The organism is Dyadobacter sp. CECT 9275 (assembly GCF_907164905.1).
Lineage (GTDB): Bacteria > Bacteroidota > Bacteroidia > Cytophagales > Spirosomataceae > Dyadobacter > Dyadobacter helix.
In genome coordinates this window covers 2,628,592-2,647,232 of the sequence record NZ_CAJRAF010000002.1, presented here as the reverse complement: position 1 = coordinate 2,647,232, position 18,641 = coordinate 2,628,592, and the positions used below count along the sequence as shown (strand labels likewise).

General features: G+C 44.6%; 14 protein-coding genes. 9 read left to right on the top strand and 5 right to left on the bottom strand.

Translation table 11 applies throughout. The annotated features are described in order from the left end of the window. Positions 1-107: 107 nt before the first annotated feature. Positions 108-926 (bottom strand): XRE family transcriptional regulator, encoded by an 819-nt coding sequence (locus tag KOE27_RS18675; RefSeq protein WP_215240331.1) that lies wholly within the window; start codon positions 924-926, stop codon positions 108-110. Positions 927-995: 69 nt separating this feature from the next. Between KOE27_RS18675 and KOE27_RS18670 the strand changes: the two genes are divergently transcribed. The 9 genes from KOE27_RS18670 (at position 996) to KOE27_RS18630 (ending at position 13,466) form a co-directional block, all read left to right on the top strand. Next, complete coding sequence (locus KOE27_RS18670) at positions 996-1,736, top strand: ImuA family protein (RefSeq protein WP_215240330.1); 741 nt, start codon at positions 996-998, stop codon at positions 1,734-1,736. Positions 1,737-1,753: 17 nt separating this feature from the next. Further along, on the top strand, positions 1,754-3,253 hold the full coding sequence (locus tag KOE27_RS18665) for a Y-family DNA polymerase (protein WP_215240329.1): 1,500 nt from the start codon (positions 1,754-1,756) through the stop codon (positions 3,251-3,253). 12 nt (positions 3,254-3,265) lie between these two features. Further along, complete coding sequence (locus tag KOE27_RS18660; RefSeq protein WP_215240328.1) at positions 3,266-6,499, top strand: error-prone DNA polymerase; 3,234 nt, start codon at positions 3,266-3,268, stop codon at positions 6,497-6,499. A 14-nt stretch (positions 6,500-6,513) separates the two neighbouring features. After that, positions 6,514-6,948 carry a hypothetical protein gene (locus KOE27_RS18655; RefSeq protein WP_215240327.1) on the top strand — a complete coding sequence of 145 codons (435 nt, stop codon included), beginning with the start codon at positions 6,514-6,516 and terminating at the stop codon, positions 6,946-6,948. A gap of 841 nt (positions 6,949-7,789) precedes the next feature. Next, positions 7,790-8,740, top strand: a complete 951-nt coding sequence (locus KOE27_RS18650; protein WP_215240326.1) for a phosphoenolpyruvate carboxykinase (ATP) — start codon at positions 7,790-7,792, stop codon at positions 8,738-8,740. 248 nt (positions 8,741-8,988) lie between these two features. Beyond that, complete coding sequence (locus KOE27_RS18645) at positions 8,989-10,284, top strand: IS4 family transposase (protein ID WP_215241677.1); 1,296 nt, start codon at positions 8,989-8,991, stop codon at positions 10,282-10,284. A 204-nt stretch (positions 10,285-10,488) separates the two neighbouring features. Beyond that, positions 10,489-12,378 (top strand): asparagine synthase-related protein, encoded by a 1,890-nt coding sequence (locus KOE27_RS18640; RefSeq protein ID WP_215240325.1) that lies wholly within the window; start codon positions 10,489-10,491, stop codon positions 12,376-12,378. A 434-nt stretch (positions 12,379-12,812) separates the two neighbouring features. Beyond that, the gene (locus KOE27_RS18635; RefSeq protein WP_215240324.1) at positions 12,813-13,016 is read left to right on the top strand and encodes a hypothetical protein; all 204 of its coding nucleotides are present in this window, start codon (positions 12,813-12,815) and stop codon (positions 13,014-13,016) included. Between the two features lie 306 nt (positions 13,017-13,322). Continuing rightward, positions 13,323-13,466, top strand: coding sequence for a hypothetical protein (locus KOE27_RS18630; RefSeq protein ID WP_215240323.1), 144 nt, complete (start codon positions 13,323-13,325; stop codon positions 13,464-13,466). A gap of 938 nt (positions 13,467-14,404) precedes the next feature. Here KOE27_RS18630 and KOE27_RS18625 read toward each other — a convergent pair. From KOE27_RS18625 to KOE27_RS18610, 4 genes are all read right to left on the bottom strand, one after another. After that, positions 14,405-14,689 carry a PqqD family protein gene (locus tag KOE27_RS18625; RefSeq protein WP_215240322.1) on the bottom strand — a complete coding sequence of 95 codons (285 nt, stop codon included), beginning with the start codon at positions 14,687-14,689 and terminating at the stop codon, positions 14,405-14,407. Between the two features lie 74 nt (positions 14,690-14,763). Next, entirely contained in the window at positions 14,764-15,174 is a 411-nt protein-coding gene (locus KOE27_RS18620) for an integrase core domain-containing protein (RefSeq protein ID WP_229252831.1), read from the bottom strand. Positions 15,175-15,252: 78 nt separating this feature from the next. After that, positions 15,253-15,579 carry a transposase gene (locus KOE27_RS18615; protein WP_229252830.1) on the bottom strand — a complete coding sequence of 109 codons (327 nt, stop codon included), beginning with the start codon at positions 15,577-15,579 and terminating at the stop codon, positions 15,253-15,255. Positions 15,580-15,785: 206 nt separating this feature from the next. Beyond that, positions 15,786-18,242, bottom strand: a complete 2,457-nt coding sequence (locus KOE27_RS18610) for a DUF5686 family protein (protein WP_215240321.1) — start codon at positions 18,240-18,242, stop codon at positions 15,786-15,788. Between the last annotated feature and the right edge of the window lie 399 nt (positions 18,243-18,641).

Genomic DNA, 18,641 nt, shown 5'->3' with positions numbered 1-18,641 from the left:
AGCACACGAGTCTTTATAAATTCAGTTTGGGTATAAATCAATGCCCGCGACTGTTAAGGAATTACGAATACATACTGCTAATATAAGGCTTCCTAATCCCCAAAGTCCTAACCATCCATCTTATCTTCAATAACCTTCAACCTTTCCAGAATCGCGTTTACGGTACCGGAAATATGCTGAACGTCGGAAACGCTCTCAGGTACTTTTTTAGATTGATAGCTATAGTACTTCCAGATTTCTAATACATCTGCTGCGTTTACCTCATAAGGCAGGTAAGCCTGGTTTAAGGATTCGAGCAGAAAGGTTTTTGAGTCCGGTTTGATGGTCACTTTTTTGAAGACAAAATCCTGCTCGGCTTTCAGGATCACAATGCATAACATACCCGGTTTCAGAGATGTCCAGTCTTCAACAAACTGACCGATGACATCTGCACCTTCCGGTAGGGGTAGCATGGAATCTCCCGTGGTGGGAAACATGCGGAACGTGCCGGTTTGCGGCAGGTTGGGTAGTGAAAACTTGGGCAGCGAAGCTATGTAGTCCGGGTCAGAGTAGCCGCTTCTGTATCCGGCTTTGGCTTTCACAGGTACATACTCAACATTCTCTTTGTTAGACCGGTCCACCGAAATGGCCAGGACCCTGAGATTTGTACCTGTCATGTAGACGTCATTCCCCGCCTCCAGTTCTCGAAGTTTAAGCTCAGAGAGTTTTGACAAGTCTACACGGAAAAGACTATCAATACTTAACTGAAGGAAATCCGAAAATCTGATCAGGTCTGTTGCCGTAGGATTTTCTGTCCGTCCTGACTCCAAAGCAGCGAGTTTAACACGGGAAATATCAAGTTTTTGAGCAAGATCATCCTGAGTTAAACGCCTTCGTTCACGCAAGAACCGGATGTTGCTATTGAAAAAAAGTTTTGGACTTGTCATAGCATGATGTTATTATTGAAATCATTTGTTTGTTACTATTAGTACCAAATATACTAAAATGATTGAAACATGAAAACCCAGGCCGAAAAAAGTGAGATGATTGCCAGGCTCCAAAGTGATATCCTCTCCTTGCAAGGTTTCCGCACGCCTTCGCTGGATATGAAACAGGACAGTTTCGGACTTGGCCCGGTTGCATCCGCTTTCCCGGGCGGCGTTTTCCCTACGGCGGGTATACATGAATTCATTAGTCAAACTCCTCAGCAATCGGCTGCTACCAGTGGCTTTATGGCCGCGCTCGCAGGAAACCTGATGAGGGGGGATGGAATCTGCGTTTGGGTTGGGACTAAAAGAACCATATACCCACTTGCCCTGACCTATTTCGGTGTATCTGCTGACCATGTCATATTCATTGACCTGAAAAAAGAAAAAGATCTTTTGTGGGTAATTGAGGAAGCACTCAAATGTACTGCGCTCTCTGCGGTGGTCGGTGAGATCAAAGAGCTTAACCTGACAGAGTCGCGCCGTCTGCAACTTACCATCGAGGAAAATAAGAGCACCGGCCTTTTGCACCGCGTATCTCCCCGTTTATCTAATCCCACTGCTGCTGTTTGCCGTTGGCAGATCAGCCCTGTTCAGGGTTTACCACAACACATTCTTCCGGGGATCGGATTTCCGCGCTGGCAGGTAACCATCCAGAAAGTGCGGAGTGGTGAGCCGGGAAGCTGGCAGTTGGAGTGGAATCAGGATCACTTTGAGCATATCACGGCTCCTGTAACGGCAGATGAGCAATATCTATCAAGAGTAGGGTAAGACAAGACCAGATCACTATGAAACGTTACGTGGCCGTATGGTTCCGGCAGCTGCTCACAGACCGGGTGCTGCTTCGTCAGCCTGAGCTGGAAGGAAAGCCTTTTGTACTTGCAGCCAAAGCGTGTGGACGCATGGTAGTAATGGCAGCCAGCAGGGATGCACAGAAAATTGGTATTGATACCGGTATGGTGCTTGCAGATGCGCGCGCACTCATGCCGGAACTGGAAGTTCTGGATTTTGATCCAATGATGGGCGAAAAGCTACTTACAGCACTGGCAGAATGGGCGATACGTTATTCGCCGATTGTTGCAGTCGACTTGCCTGACGGGTTGATGCTGGATGTTACGGGCTGCGCGCACCTTTGGGGCAGCGAAACAGCTTACCTGAAAGACATAGCAAGCAGATTAAAAGCTTCCGGCTATCATGTACATACCGCGATGGCTGATACGATCGGCGCAGCATGGGCCATCTCGCGCTACTCGCGTGATTTTCCAATTGTTGCCCCCGGTGAGCAGATGACAGCACTTTTGACGCTACCGCCCCACGCTTTAAGATTAGAAGATCCGATCATCGAAAAGATGCACAAGCTCGGCCTTTACCAGATCAAAAGTTTTATCTATATGCCAGCCTCCGTGCTGCGAAGACGTTTTGGGCAAAACACGCTCGATCAGATTGGTAAAGCGCTCGGGAGTACCTACGAGCCACTGCTACCGGTGCAGCCCGTAGAGCCCTATCAGGAGCGGCTTGCCAGTATGGAACCGATCCTGACGGCAACTGGCATTGAGATTGCGCTGCAAAAACTGCTTGAAAAGTTATGCGCACGGCTACGCAAAGATGGCAAAGGGTTACGGCAAGCTGTGCTTAAATGTTACCGTATCGATGGAGAGACCCGGCAAATAGCGGTGGGTACCAATGGGCCGTCTTGTAGTGCAGTACACCTTTTCGGGCTTTTTGAGCTTAAAATCGCCAGTATTGAACCTGCGCTGGGCATTGAGCTCTTTGTACTGGAAGCGCCGGTAACAGAAGAACTGCCGGATCAACAGGAAACGATTTGGAATCTTGGTGAGGGCAATAAAATGGCAGCAATCGCCGAACTGCTCGACCGGATTGCGGCACGCGCCGGTGCGGATGTGATCCACCGTTACCTTCCTGCTGAACATTACTGGCCGGAGCGTGCCATGATTGAAGCAACCAACCTGAATGACAAACCTGAAACGCAGTGGCGCAGTGATCAATACCGGCCCATACAGCTGCTGCCAGAGCCGGAAAGGATACAGGTCTCCGCGCCCATACCCGATTATCCTCCCATGCTGTTCCGCTATAAAGGGCAGGTTCACAGGATTCAAAAGGCCGATGGGCCTGACCGAATCGAACAGGAATGGTGGTTATCAGACGGCCTGCACCGGGATTATTATTCAGTAGAAGACGAGCAGGGTGGCCGTTACTGGATATTCCGGCTCGGTCATTATGGTGACGAGCATTTACCACAATGGTTTATCCACGGATTTTTTGCGTAACTGATAAGTGTTATGGACTACACAGAATTACAGGTGACGACCAATTTTAGCTTCCTGCGTGGCGCATCCCATCCCGAAGAGCTGGTAGAACAGGCTTGTCACTTTGGCTATAAAAAAATAGCCATCACCGATCATAACACCCTTGCCGGAGTTGTTCGGGCACATGCCGCAGCCCGCGACATAGGGATTGAGATCATTCCGGCAGCACGGCTGAATCTGGTGGATGGGCCAAGTCTTTTGGCATATCCGACCGATACAGCGGCTTATTCAAGGCTGTCTGCTTTGCTTTCCGTTGGAAACCTGAGGACTGAAAAGGGTAAATGTGAACTCTACCGGCGCGATGTGTATGCGCATGCAGAAGGGATCAAATTCATTGCGGTTTCACCCCTGAGCCTTTCGGCAGGTTTTCAGTTTGAACCAGGCTTTGAAGCAGCACTGAAAGAATACCGGCAGCAACTGGGTCCGGCGTTATACCTCTCCGCATCACGCTCCTATGTGGAAAGCGATGTTAAAAAAATGTTCCGGCTTTCACAGATCTCCCAAAAACTGGACATTCCCCTGGTAGCTACCAACGATGTACATTATCATCACCCTGAGCGCAGACAGTTGCAGGATGTGGTCACCTGCATCCGTGAAAAATGCACCATCTTCAATGCAGGTTTCCGGCTTCACCAGAATGCAGAGCGATACCTGAAAGACCAGCAGGAAATGAACCGGTTGTTTCGCGCTTACCCGGATGCGCTCAAACGGACGCAGGAAATTGCCGAAGCCTGTACGTTTTCGCTCGATATGCTTAAATACGAATACCCGGAGGAAATCACCCACGAAGGAAGAAGCCCGTTAGAGGAGCTTACCTTTCTGGCATGGAAGGGAGCAAAGGACATTTATGGTGAGCATATCCCGCGTAAAGTCGTTGAAGCGATTGAGCATGAGCTCAAATTCGTGACAGAGATGGATTATGCGGCCTACTTCCTGACTGTATATGATATCGTGCGTTTTGCGCGCGAGCAGGGGATTCTTTGTCAGGGCAGAGGGTCGGCAGCCAATTCGACGGTATGCTTTTGTCTGGGCATTACCAGTGTTGATCCCACCAAATTTGATCTGCTCTTTGAGCGCTTTATTTCGTCGGCCAGAAATGAGCCGCCAGATATTGACGTGGACTTCGAGCATGAAAGGCGCGAGGAGGTCATCCAGTACATTTATTCCAAATATGGCCGCGACCGTTCCGCGATTGTAGCAACCGTGACCCAGCTTCACCAAAAAGGTGCAATTCGTGATGTTGCAAAAGTCATGGGTATGTCTGTTGATGCGATTAACAAACTTTCCAGCTCCATCTGGGAATTTACCGACGAGTGGTTTGAAGGCAAGCGCATGAGTGACCAGGGCTTCAATGCCAATGATCCGCACCTTCGCAAAGTGCTGGATCTGACCAGGCAGTTTATGGGCTTTCCCCGGCAGTTAGGCCAGCATACCGGTGGGTTTGTCATCACTCAGGGCAAGATCACCAATCTGTGTCCTATCTTAAATGCAAGGATGGAAAACAGAACAAACATAGAATGGAATAAGGATGATATCGATACGCTCGGATTTTTGAAAATCGACGTACTCTCCCTGGGCATGCTGACCTGTATCCGCAAAGCATTTGATCTATTAAAGAATCACTACGGCAAAACCTACACGCTGGCGACAATACCTCAGGATGATCCGGTGGTCTACGAAATGATTAGCCACGCAGACACAATCGGTGTTTTTCAGATCGAAAGCCGGGCGCAGCAGTCGATGCTTCCCCGGCTTAGACCCCAAAACTTTTATGATCTGGTGATCGAAGTCGCCATCGTTCGGCCTGGTCCGATACAAGGTGATATGGTACACCCCTACCTAAGACGTCGCAACGGCGAAGAACCAGTCGAGTTTCCTTCGAAAGAGTTGGAAGATATTCTGGGGCGGACGCTGGGCGTACCCTTGTTTCAGGAGCAGGCCATGAAGATTGCAATTGTTGCGGCAGGGTTCACACCGACTGAGGCCGATAAGCTGCGCCGTGCGATGGCTACTTTTAAACTCAGCGGCTTGGTAACGCAATTTGAAAAGAAGCTGATCGACGGTATGACCGGCAGGGGTTATACGGAAGAATACGCCAGAAGGATCTTCCGGCAACTGGAAGGTTTTGGTAGTTACGGTTTTCCTGAAAGCCATGCTGCCAGCTTTGCGTTACTCGTCTATGTATCGTGCTGGCTAAAATGTTATTACCCGGATGTGTTCGCAACGGCGCTGCTTAACAGTATGCCGATGGGGTTTTATCAACCCGCGCAGATTGTGATCGATGCACGCCGCCATGGTGTCGTCGTCCGGCCCGTCGATGTCAATCTTTCATTTTGGGATAATGTACTCGAAGAGCAGGAAGGGAAATACAGGGCCATCAGATTGGGCTTCCGGCAAGTTAAAGGAATTCGGCAGCAGGAAATGGATCTTTTGACAGGGGCCAGGACCCGGCCCTACAAAGCCATTCACCTCATACTGGATGTGGGTGTTTCCCAGGCTGCGATTGAAAGACTTGCTGATGCTGACGCATTCCGGTCGATGGGTATGGACAGAAGGCAAGCCATGTGGGAGGCATCTGCGCTTTCCGACCGGCCAATGGGTGCTTTTACCGGTCAGCAGTCGGCAAGTGATTTTGAAGAACCTGTGCAACTGCCTAAGCTGTCATTATCGGAGCATGTGGTGCAGGATTATGCGGCAACCTCGCTTTCGCTGAAAGCGCACCCGGTTAGTTTCGTCCGTCAGCAGCTGCTGGCTAACCGGGCACTGCTGACGAATGATCTTTCAAAATACAAAGACGGAATGATCGTTCGCGTGGCCGGGTTGGTGCTCGTCAGGCAACGGCCTGGTACTGCCGGTGGTGTATGTTTTATTACGATAGAAGACGAGTCCGGCGTAGCCAACCTTGTCGTCTTCCAAAGCCTGTTTGAAAAGTACCGCAAGGAAATCCTCCGCTCACGGCTTTTGATGGTCGAAGGCAAGCTTCAGATCGAAGGGGAAGTCATTCATGTCATTGTTAAAAAGTGTTTTGATATGTCACCGCTGTTAAGACAACTCAATGAGCAGAAAGACGAAGACCCTGACCTGCTTACACTCTCTCGTGCCGATGAAAAAGATGAGTATGCCTCGGCTGCTGTCAATAAGAGAACGCAGGTCAGAAAGAAAGCCGTTCAACTGGAAATCTTTCCAACGGGACGTAATTTTCACTAACCGCTTATCCTGATATGACCGCAGCTTACAACCCCTTTGAGATCCTGAACCTGCCGATGATCCGGTACCTGATCCAGCATGGGAGGCATTTCATTGTGCTGCAACGCTTCAACTGGCCGGGGATCAAACAGGGACGTGGCTTTATGGCGACACCCTATGCTGACGAAAAGAGTGCTAAACAGCATCAGGCACAATTCGAAAAGATCACCGCTTTGATCGACAACCCCAGATACTACTTTTTCCTATGCACATTCCGTGAAGAAAAGTGGAGCGAGAAGATGCTAAAAATATATCAGAGAAATATTTTATCTTTTCTGAAAGCTCATATGTCCTATGGTTCTAGCTATGCTGTTGATATACATCTGCACGTAAAATATGGTAGCTTGAAAGCGATTGTCACCGCGAATGATGTAGAATACGAGTTCGATGTGTATGAGATGATAGAATAATTTGGGATCTTCGCTTTCTACATGCACAAAGTAAGCAACTTATGATCGCTATCCGATATCGGTATAAACAAGGTAAAAGTTATAATGCGGATCAAATTTATACGAATTTAGGCGATATTGTAGCCGTCCGATCAAAGCATCTTTGGAACAGCAGGAATAAAAATTCGACGAGTTCTGAACCAATCTAGGCGGGTAAGTCCTAGGGAAAAACCTAAGTGACGGACTGGCTTATCGTAGTAAAAATAAGGCGGTTCGTCGCTCATAAAACCTAGTTTTGGAATCAGCTGCGGCCCATATCTGCGAGAGAAATTAGTTTCCTAGGACAAGAAGGGAAATATAAGGAAGCCATCGGACCGATACGGTCAAAGAACAAATTAGTTACCTGGGCTGGAATTTTTGCCTGTCCAGATTTATAGGCTTGTCGATTATTGCGGTTAGAAAATTGAAGCCGGTTTAAAAAGTGAAGTGACTGATAAAGAACTTATTTGTTGAAGCGATCGTCTCCCCGGTTATCTATACCTTGGTTGATGCAGCGATGATTTTGACGGGGGCGGTTATAAAGGGAATAAATTAGGATGTGTTTTAGCGATAAGTCAATGAAAGCCAGCGTCGTCGAAGATCGCGGCGACTCTGTTGAATCATCGCTATACATAAGCCCCCTAGGGACAAGTGATGACTTTGTGATAAAAAAAAGGACGCATGTACTTACCGTTTCAACCGACATAAAATGAAAGAAGGAATATTTGAGAACCTCATGAAGAATATGATTTCTGCTCCGCCGCACCCTTTTAAAATGATTATTGACTAAAAGCCTAATTCAACAGAAATATGTTTCAGTATTATGCTAGCATTTTTTAAACCAATGTTTTATTATTTCGGATTTGGAATTAATATAAAGTCAGAGATTGAGTTTCCAGAACTGGTTGAAACGGAAAGGTCAGATTCTAGCTTAATGATTAGGATTGGGACAATACCTGAAATTTCAGGTGGAATAAGTTTTTCATCCTCGGATTTTACATATGTAATCCAAAATAATGAATTTCTATTCACGGTTAATAATGTCGCTAAATACTATGCCAAAAATGGAAATGAAATAATCGTTGAAATACTGAATCCGGAAGTAGATGGTAGATCAATAAGACTTTACATTCTTGCGACTGTTATGGCTGCAATTCTTCTCCAGAAGAATAAACTTCCATTCCATGCCTCAGCAATAATTCGGGATAACAACCTGTTACTGATATCCGGAGAATCCGGTGCTGGAAAATCAACTCTGCTTGCGTCTTTAATCAACAATGGACATACAGTTTTTTGCGATGACATTCTTGTCTTAAGTCGCTCCCTAAGCAACTCTAAAATTATTGCTACTGCCAGCTATCCGATGATTAAACTATGGGAAGACTCAATAGAAAAATTGAACAATGCACAATTCAGTAACAGATCTTTCAGGATTCGGCATGATTTGAACAAATATGGTTTCTTTTTTCATAATACATTCGATAAACGTAGCTACCCAATAGAAAAAATTATCATCCTTAAAAAGGGAAACCAGACGCAATTTGTACTTAATAAAATTAAAGACACCGAAGCATTTATCGCTGTAAGTAAGCAGATTTACCGCCCCTTCTTAATCCAAAGCATAGAAAATAAAACCCTAAGTTTCAAACTTATTTCTGATCTGATAAGCAATGTCGACGTATTGGAAATAACTCGACCAGTTGACAGTAAACCAAAGGACCTTTTGGAATTTATAGAAAGTAACTTGCGACTAAGAAGTTCAATTGTTAAATGAAGAAAGGAAAAATTGTCTTAAAAAAATATTTTCTTTTTTTGTTTGGACCCGAATTCAAGAAGTAATATCCTGAAATAAACAACTCTTTTATTGGCACATGCGATACAAGTGGAAATGCAACTAATAAATCAATGTCGTTAACTTAAGGGTTATCTTAATTTACCTTGGGTTACATCAATGAAAATGCTTATATTTATACATAGTATAAGAGGGTTGATGAAACAACTTTAAATTCTGGGGATTATAGAATTGAGTCACAAACACATATAGACTATGAGCTTGACAATGAGCAATTTAAAGCTCTCTGCTGCGAAGGGGAGCCTGACGGAGTATACAGAAATAGGAAACTGACAATCCGGCACTTAATTTTGTTCATCATGTCCATTAGATCTTCTTTGCAACGTGATCTAGATAGCTTTTATAAGAATATCAATCAATCCGATTTCAGTATCAGAGCTGTCACTAAAAGTGCATTTTCACAAGCTCTATCAAAGATTAATCCGTTAGCTTTCAAGCATTTGTCCCGCATTTCCTTGAAAGTATTTTACGACAAGGCTCCTGTTAAAAAATGGAAGGGAATGCGCATTTTAGCATGTGATGGAACCAGGCTGATACTTCCTCGACATAAGACAATTTCGGAGGAATTGGGTGTGCAGCATATGGGTCCCAATGCAGAAGTGGCCACTCACATGGCAATGGCCTCCATTCTTTACGACACCGAAAATTTAGTCCCCATCGACAGTCAAATCGCTCCTTACGAGCTCAGCGAGAGAGACTTACTCAAGAAACATCTTAGCTATACACAAGAAGGCGATTTGTTACTTTTGGATCGTGGCTACCCGGCCCAGTGGCTATTTTTCCTGTTGTATGCCAAGGACTTACAATTTTGTATTAGGTTGAGTGACTACAATTGGGGGGTATCTGAAGTGTTTAGCAGAAGCCAACTGCAGCAGACAATCGTTCAAATTAATCTCCCCAAGAAAGATCGAATCCACCTGGATCGCTACCCGGAATTTTATGATAAAGAACTATCACTCAGACTTGTAAAAGTCATTCTTTCGACTGGTGAGACCGAAATACTCTGCACTTCGCTACTGGATTACGAGCAATTTCCAATAACCGACTTTCAAGAACTTTATCACAAACGCTGGACAGCAGAAGAAGCCTTCAAAATGCTGAAGAGTCGCATCCAGTTGGAAAATTTCTCTGGAAAAACGGCAGTTGCTGTCAGGCAGGATTTTTACGCCAAAATGTTCGCAATGACACTTTGTGCGACACATGCCTTTCCTATTGAAGAGCGAGTAAAGGCTGAATATCAAGCAGATAAAAGGCGAAAACGGGGTCAAAAGATAAACAGAACCGCGGCAGTGGCCATGCTACAACAAATCCTAGTGCCCGCCTTTATCCGAAGGAAATTCCTACAAGCCCTTCAAGCGTTTGATGATCTAGTCGAGAAAACCCGGGAAATTGTCAGACCAAATCGATCAAATCCACGCAAGTACAAGCCATCCAAAAGGCATTATGTGAATTATAAAACTCTCTAAATCAATTGAATATCCCTTAACTTAACGACATTGACTAATAAATCCTAAATTGTCGGAAAATTTACGACTAAGCAGGACACGCATGATACGATACAACCTTTGTAAACGCTGAAAGATCTTAAAAGTAAATACTTGAACGGTATGAAGTTAATCAACTCCATCAAAAATATGGCCGGTAACTGTATAAGAATAACTTAGAAATGGATGAGTGCAATCTTTGGAATAATTAATAAGTCAGGCATGCCTGTTGCGCAAAGCAAAGTTAATGCAATACTTACTTCCCTACGCCACCGTTCAAATGATGGTAATGGAGTTTGGATTGAAAGTAATGTAGCGATGGGGCATTGCCTTCTAAAAGTATTCGCACAGCAAAACTTTGAAAAGCAACCCCAAACAATCTCAGACTGTACAATAACTGCCGACGCCCGATTGGATAATCGGGATGAACTGTCTACACTATTAGGAATTCATAGGAATCAACTCGCAATTACAGCGGATCCGACTATAATTCTGTTAGCATACCAACGTTGGGGCGACGAATGCATCAAACATCTTGAAGGTGAATTTGCATTCGCAATATGGAACAAGCAAAACCAAACACTTTTTGTTGCAACCGATCCTATTGGATATCGCCCTTTCTATTATTATAATTCGCCCGATATGTTCATTTTCAGCAGCGAGGTAAAAGGCGTGGTGGCAGCAAAACCTTCACCAAACTCCTTTAACGAAGAGAGCTTGATTGAATACTTCTACCGAAAAGGAAAGGCTAATATCACTGTCAACATGGAAGTCTTTGCACTTTGCGGAGGGAACTCACTAATACTGAGAGATGATAAAATGGTCATAAGCAAGTACTGGACATTAGAATCAACAGGTAAGTATAATTTTAAGAAAGATGAGGATTGGTACGACTGTACACGAGAACTCCTTTATCGGGCAATCGAAAAAAGGCTAAATCCTGAGGTCCCAACAGGAATTACTCTCAGTGGCGGGCTCGACTCGACCTGCATTGCCAATATTTTATCCGACTTACTTCTGAAAAAGAACAAGCCATTATACGCCTTCTCGTCGGTTCTGCCAATCGGGCATAAAGGTATTGAACAGGACGAGCGTCATTACATTGAGATAGTCGGCAGGCATTGTCCAAATATCATTCAAACCTACGTGGAGGCTCTTGGGGCAGGACCTCTCTCCAATCTTGATGAAGCTCTTGATCTCGATGAGACTTTTCCTAACGTGTTCTTCTATATGGACAAAGCCATACTGGAGGCTGCAGCAAAAAAAGAAATTAGAATTTTGTACAATGGTTTTGGTGGAGATTACTGGATATCGAACAAGGGCAATAGCGTTATTTACAATTTAATAAATAATGGAAATTTTGGAGAAGCTTTTGGCTTGATTAAAAAGTTGAGTAAAAAGGAGGGAAAATCAATTCTGCATGAGATAAGGATCAGATATCTGTCACACACTAAATTGTACAACGGCATTAGATCGATAATAAAAAAAGAAGAAAGCAACTGGCAAAACAAGACGTTCTTACACAGAGACTTCTTAGATAATTATTCGGTTGAAATAAATAAAAGGGATAATTATCAAACTTCGCTTGGGATGAAGCAACGGCTTGAAACGGGCAGAATTGGAAGAACTATCTCACTGCTTTACAATAGAAATTCATGGTATGATATGGATTCCTCCACACCTCTCTTTGATAAAGAGTTGATGGAATTCTTAATACATGTACCTGAAAGGCTCTTTATTGAGAACGGAATCCCCAGAAATCTTATCAGAAGCGCCATGCGACATGTTATTCCGCAGGAAATAGTTCAAAGAAGAGACAAGCAACCCTACTCACCAGGTTGCCCTACACGGTTAATAAATCAAAAAGAAGAGTTAATCCAAATTTTAAGAAATCCGGGCAAACAGAAAATATCTGAGAAATACATAAATAGTAATGAAATTATAGCGCATATTAGTGAGATTATTCCATTCGCGGGCTTTGGAAATCCTAGTAAAATAATAGATATAAGAGTGGCACAAGCAGTTATTGTTTGCTATCTGCTTGATAAATTACACAACATAGGCTATTCAGTTTAAAACTAAGAGCGTATTGAGGATTTTAGATATAAGGATTGTGTAATCTTTACGATGGCCAAACCGTAGAGAATTCATTAAACATACATTACTGACAGTATAGTCCGCCCCGCGACCCTCAATAGGGCGCAATATTGGTATTTTTGATGCACAACGTAGGCGAGAAACAGATCTGTCGAATGCTATTTATATATATTGAGAACTAGCTGCCAACGGAGGAATCTTCCGGATTCTTATCCCAATTGGCAGGCTATATTTTGGCGGTCCACCATGTCGTACTTTTCTAGGGGAAAAAGTGATAAATATTCTCTGGCATTAATGTCGCCCTTAATCAGCTCGACAGAGAAAATGAGGGTAAAGACCGGAAATCCATAAATATTTACACTAACAGTCAGTATTTTAAGTTATGGTCACTGGTTTGGGGAATCGATGAATCGATGCAAGAAAAAAAAAGTGGAAGGAAAAGTATGCTATTGATTCATAGTGGCAGGCTTTGGTTTACACTTGTCTATGCACCCGCTGCTAACCTAGCAGGCGGAACAGCCGCAGTTGCATTAATGCCCGAACTTATCTGCCAGGACGAGCATTTATCAAAAATAGAGGGAGATCAAGTATTTAATGACATTTTACGGAAAAAGTAAAAAAATGGGGACCGATTTCGAGAAAGCAGAGAAGTCCGAATCAACTAACGGTTTTGTGCCGGTTGCCACTGATGATCTATGGTGAAAGAGCAATTGCCTGGTCAAATCGTCCAGGGGACCCGGCTTTTCAGACAAATAGTACTTCATCTTTCATTTGATGGCTGTTTTTAGCAGATATTCAGATCATGTTGCAAAGACTTTACCCAGTTTGCCAAACATAATTCCCGGACCAAACTCTAATTTTTGTTATTTTATAAAGATTTACTATCTTTATTTCATTATATGCAACTTTAATATTTCATGACAATGGAAAACGAAAGACTTCAAGAAAATCAGATGCAGGAAATTACTGAAAGCTGGATTAAGCCAGAAATCATAATCACCTCCGTTGCCACAAAAACTCATGGAAATGGTGTGGCGGGGCCAGATTTCGGCTCGCAAGAAAGTTGAAATGAATAGATTTAATAGAGTCGTTCTTTGGCTTTTAAATGAAATGGGGCGTTAATTCTGAATTATTAACAGGTCTGGGGTTGCTTTTGGGGCGAAAATAAACAAACTACACTCATGTGATTCCACGAAGAATTTCTTGTTCCGGGTAACCTACATACGACACAGTAACAGAATTGATTTCAAAAAATACTGTTTACGCGTTGGAGGAAGGGCTATTTAAAGTCTGGACTGATTTAGGTATCATAATGATACGGGCTAGCTTGGAAAAGTACTCGAAGGGAAAAAAGCGATTCTCAGCGCCGAAAGCATTGGCTAAAGAACATAAATTGGAATTCATATGGATACATACTGATCCCGGGCATAAGCTGGCGCTGTTTGATTACCCGGAAGGAAATGACCTATGAGGCCCTAAATAGATACCTGATGGTGACGTTGGTCTACTTTAGTTAGACGGTTACGCTGTAAAAGGCTTTATACGTTATAGCATCATACTGAATCACCAGAATAATAGCATCGTAAAAGCAAAAAACACCCAGCTTGTCTGGCCTCTGCTCAGGTAGGTGTAAAATCTAACTCAATATTCCTATGATTTGGTTGGTTACGGCGGCTCTCATTCACTGTTGTCCCTCGAGCCCTTCCCGTTTTTCATTTTTTGAATTCAAGAGTCTATTTTGGTTAAATAATTGATTTTTAATTACATGTGTTTAATTTGCAAAGCTCCCATCACGAGTAAGAGTCCTGAATCCTTGATTGTAAAGTCTATATTTTCGTTTACTTTATTTCTAAATTCAAATTTCCTCTCAGCTTTGGGTATTGCACCCGCTCGTACTACGAGTAAACTAATTACTATACTATATACGTTAGCTTCAATTCCCTATTTCAACAACATTGGATGCCTATGTTAATGTTTTTCAAGCCTTGTTGTTGTTAAGTCGGCTTTAAAGCAAGCTAATTATTTTCTCAGCCAATAGCGTTTCTAGATATTCTAACGTATCTGCGGCACATAGCGATTCTTCCGTTTTGTACATATTATTTAAACCGGCAATTAAATCTGCCACTTTGATAGGTTTTTCAATATTTTGCCATATTACAGTTCCGGTCCTGTTCACGCAGATGTAGGTGCCCTTTTCTATATCCATCATCACCAATTCATCGCCAAGTTTGGTAGTAATAACCCTGTTTTCATTGCGCTGTACTATACTTTCTTTAGTGATATTTGCCATATTTTTTGTGGATCAATGGATTTAAACGGGCATAAGAGCGTACAAATATCCGTTATTTTTATTGTCTTGACCCCTTATAAGATGGACATTTCTTCTAAAATGGTTGTGTCAGATACTATGGCTTCATCCCATTTTTGTTGGGGCGTTACGAAACCGATTGAACGATGAAGGCGACTTTCATTATAATGTTTGATAAAGCGCCGAATTGTGTCTTTGGCCTCATAATAGCTGGCAAACTGGTTCCGTTCAATCTCTTCACGTTCTAAAATACTGTGAAAAGCTTCGATATAAGAGTTCTCCTCCGGCGTTGCAACATGCGTGAATTGCTGCTTTACATCCGAATTTTTCAAGAAATTTCGAACCTTGTGGGCAATGAATTGGCTCCCGTTATCATTTCGTAATATTATACCTTGCAGCTGATAAAAAAGGTTAACCCGCCGAAGCAAGTTTATTAAATCAAGCTGCCGAATGCTGCCCTGGAACATCCAGTCGATAATTTTACGGGTATAACCATTTACACAGTTGCTTTCGCGTTGTAGATTGCTGATATTGAGTCATGACGGCTATCTTTTCCTGGGTCCGATAGGAGTTTTTTTAGCAGCTCGCTTTTTACTTCTAGTTCGAGAGCTTGCTTGGCTACTATGCGCTTCAAGCGTTCGTTTTCTTCCGCTCCGGCGGCCCGGTTCTAAGATGCGTAGTTGTGGATCAACTCGGGGGTAAGAATCCCGAAGGCCATCCTTGCCGCTCGCCAAATACTTTTCCTTCCACCTCCTTAAAAGAGATGGTGATAAGCTATATTTTCTGCTAATCTCGGAAGGTCCGCCCCGAAGAGATTCCTGTACGATCGAGTACCGGTCTTCTGCACTGAATGTCCGCCGTTGTTTACTCATGATTCCTAAATGGCTGGACTAAACTGTTTTTACAATTTTGTCCAGCCATTTAGGGGGCTAAGACACAGCATGACCTTTTGCCGGTTAGTATGATCTCCGTGTTGTTCTATAGAGGATTGGTTTCAGGCACATTAGAAGTCGATACTCATCTTCATTCTGACGCCCCATTTGGATAGATCCGGACGGTTGTTTAAATGGGTGAACCTTCAGACTACATCCACTCTTAAAAATTTGAATATGTTGGATACCCCGAGTCCCCCTTCGATATAGGGTGCCTGACCGAGGCTACCTGAGAGCCGGTTTCCCTCGGGCGTGGAAGGCAGAAGCAATAGGTTCGAATGATACCCAGGCAGGCTCGATTTATCTAAGGCCCCGGATAATAGTTTAACCGTAAGCATTTCCCTGATTTTCAGCTTTTTGATGAGCGGGATCTTGTTGAGGAAAAAGCCGTTAAAAGAATGTTGAATGTGCAGGCTTGCATAACGGTTGCTGATAAACTCCAGATTGTTCATCAGGTTATAGGACTGCAGTTGGTTGGAATAGGACTGGTTGGCCCGATGAATGGTCAGCAAAGGAAAAGGCAATGAACCTAAGACAATTCCCGCTTCTGCCGTAACATCGGAGAACCCAAGCTGGGACAGAAAAAAGCGTTTGGAAACGTTTAGTGTAAAACGCTGGTAGTTGTATTGACCTCCCATGAGCCCCTTTAAGCCGAAGGCAGCCCGGAGCGTGTAAACGGGGTAGCCATTGATGATCGGCCTGCGATAACGTTTTCCCTGGAAAAAGGTCTCATGCGGGGCCCACCTGAGCTCGGAATAGAGTTCGGACGTTGTGAGTTGATCTACCCTGAGCCGGGTGTTGTTTTGTGAGGTGGATTCAAAGACGAGGATGCCTGCGGGCGCGATTTTCTGGTTGCGATACCCGAGCTTGAAGGCCAGGTGACCAGTAGTTTCGTGAAGGTATTCGAACTGCCATTTTTGACTGTACCACATCTTATTGTTGTTCCCTCTTCGGAAAGAAAGCAGGATATTGTCCTCCGTCAGGAAGCTAAGCTCCTGTCCTGGGATCTGGATATCGTTGTTGTACCGGATGGAGACCGAGCGGACAGGAAACCGGTAAATGGAGCTATCGGTAAGGGAAACGGTCATTCCCAGGCCATATTTTGTTCGCTGATCCCTAGTCCCATAGGCCAGGTATCCGTCCAGTACTACCCTTCGGCTAAAGAGCTCGGATGTCCGGGCGCCAACTTTTAACCTGGAACCCTCTACGGAGTTGAAGCTATAAAAGGAGGAGAACGGGCCAAATTCGAGCGGTCCCATGGGCGCATATCCGGAAAGGGCAAAGGCGCCCAGTGCCATCGACTTACGGAAAGATCTGGAATGTTTAAGGCTATCGACATTGTTGAGCGCCTGTTGGTCGATGGCTGAGAGCTGCTCCGGGCGGTCGATCTCCCCCGCGACGGCACCTTCTTTTTTTACATAGCTTTCCAAGGCATAGGGATAGTTTCCACTCTGGGCGTAGCCATCGATGATGTAGGTCTTTTGGCCAAACACGCCGATCCCGTCTTTGAATATACCAAGTTGCATCGACATCGTGCTCCGGCTCAGGTAATATCGCCCCGTCATTTCGGCACGGTACTCGACAGACAGCTTGAGGTCATTGAGCCAATTGATGTTTGCTTTTTCACTGATCGTAAAGTCTGCGCGTTTTACCGCATAAGTTCCGTCCAGTGTAACGTACAGAAAGCCTGTAAGGAGCGCATCCTCCTTGTTACGGGGAAGGACATTGACCTTTATCAATTGGGGCTGGACGTTTTTGATCGTATCCTGCAAGTAATATTGGTAAAACAGGGGGGCCGTTTGGGCAATCGGACTCAGAAAACGACGGTTACCCAGGGTGATGTCGTTGTCGTAGAGGTCCGGCTCTCCATAGATCTTTTCCAGGAACTCGTCAAAGCCGTCTTCATCCAGGTATTGGTCGATGCGTGACTGGTTCTGGCCGAGGATAATGGGTTTGGTTGCCTTCTGCTCTTCAAAAGCATTCCAGGTGCTTTTTTCGTGCAGGTATACCGGTACCAGGGATTTGCCCGCTACCCCGGAGGTATCCATCCCGGTTTTCAGGAATGGGTATTTGCGAAGCAACCAGGACTGGGAATCTTTGTCCTTGGCCAGGGCCAGCGACAAGGTGAGTTTCTCATATTTTTTAAACCCATAATCGTCCCTGGTACGCGCGTTATTGCTGTCCCTGCGGGCGATGACTTGCCTTATAAGCTCGACGGCAGGATTATTTTTGTTGCGATACCTTTTGCGTTTGCTGCTGACGGTCACTTCCTGGAGGTTGTTCGGATCCGGCGAAAGAAAGATCGCTAGATTTGGGGCCGTATCGCTGGTAAAAGGATAGTTTGTTGTCTGGTAACCCACCGAGGAAAGTCTCAGGCTACCAGCGGTTTGGCGGGACCGGAAACGGAATCTGCCCAATGAGTCCGTAATGATTCCTCCGGAAGCGATGCCTGCAAACTGTACGGTAATATAGGCAAGCGGCTCCCGGGTGTCTTTGTCCGATACGACGCCCGACACAAGGATGGTGCCTTGCTGTCCTATCGATGGGAAAGCCGCGAGCAGCAGCAGACCCGTGTAAATTACTTTGAAAATTTTAGACACCATTCCTTGGTTCCTTAGATTTATATACGTGTGTTTCATCGTAAACCTTCGGCCGGCTTTGCATCCGTTGCGCTGCAAAAGGCGGTGAAGCATTAAGTCAAAGTAAAATGATGCGCAAAATTCGGTCGCCAAAAGAATGACCAACACGTCAACAATCGTGACAAACTTGGTTTGCCATCCGGGCCTTTTACGTCTGTTCAGCTACGAGGGCTATCGGTAGGGGGGCGGCTGCAATGGCACCAGGTGACCAACGTCGTTAGTCACCAGTAGCGCCGTATTGCTCATTTAATTTTTCACTGGAATGGAGAAATATTTTCCTTTGGCAGAGACCTTTGATAACTGACGATTAGGGTGATGGAGGTTTAACTTGTTGTCTTTATAAACAGGTTCCAACGGAGCAGG

Coding starts and splice junctions, on each gene's coding strand:
- KOE27_RS18675 (WP_215240331.1), bottom strand. CDS start 926: ATGACAAGTCCAAAACTTTTTTTCAATAGCAACATCCGGTTCTTGCGT.
- KOE27_RS18670 (WP_215240330.1), top strand. CDS start 996: ATGAAAACCCAGGCCGAAAAAAGTGAGATGATTGCCAGGCTCCAAAGT.
- KOE27_RS18665 (WP_215240329.1), top strand. CDS start 1,754: ATGAAACGTTACGTGGCCGTATGGTTCCGGCAGCTGCTCACAGACCGG.
- KOE27_RS18660 (WP_215240328.1), top strand. CDS start 3,266: ATGGACTACACAGAATTACAGGTGACGACCAATTTTAGCTTCCTGCGT.
- KOE27_RS18655 (WP_215240327.1), top strand. CDS start 6,514: ATGACCGCAGCTTACAACCCCTTTGAGATCCTGAACCTGCCGATGATC.
- KOE27_RS18650 (WP_215240326.1), top strand. CDS start 7,790: ATGCTAGCATTTTTTAAACCAATGTTTTATTATTTCGGATTTGGAATT.
- KOE27_RS18640 (WP_215240325.1), top strand. CDS start 10,489: ATGAGTGCAATCTTTGGAATAATTAATAAGTCAGGCATGCCTGTTGCG.
- KOE27_RS18635 (WP_215240324.1), top strand. CDS start 12,813: ATGCAAGAAAAAAAAAGTGGAAGGAAAAGTATGCTATTGATTCATAGT.
- KOE27_RS18630 (WP_215240323.1), top strand. CDS start 13,323: ATGGAAAACGAAAGACTTCAAGAAAATCAGATGCAGGAAATTACTGAA.
- KOE27_RS18625 (WP_215240322.1), bottom strand. CDS start 14,689: ATGGCAAATATCACTAAAGAAAGTATAGTACAGCGCAATGAAAACAGG.
- KOE27_RS18620 (WP_229252831.1), bottom strand. CDS start 15,174: ATGTTCCAGGGCAGCATTCGGCAGCTTGATTTAATAAACTTGCTTCGG.
- KOE27_RS18615 (WP_229252830.1), bottom strand. CDS start 15,579: ATGAGTAAACAACGGCGGACATTCAGTGCAGAAGACCGGTACTCGATC.
- KOE27_RS18610 (WP_215240321.1), bottom strand. CDS start 18,242: ATGGTGTCTAAAATTTTCAAAGTAATTTACACGGGTCTGCTGCTGCTC.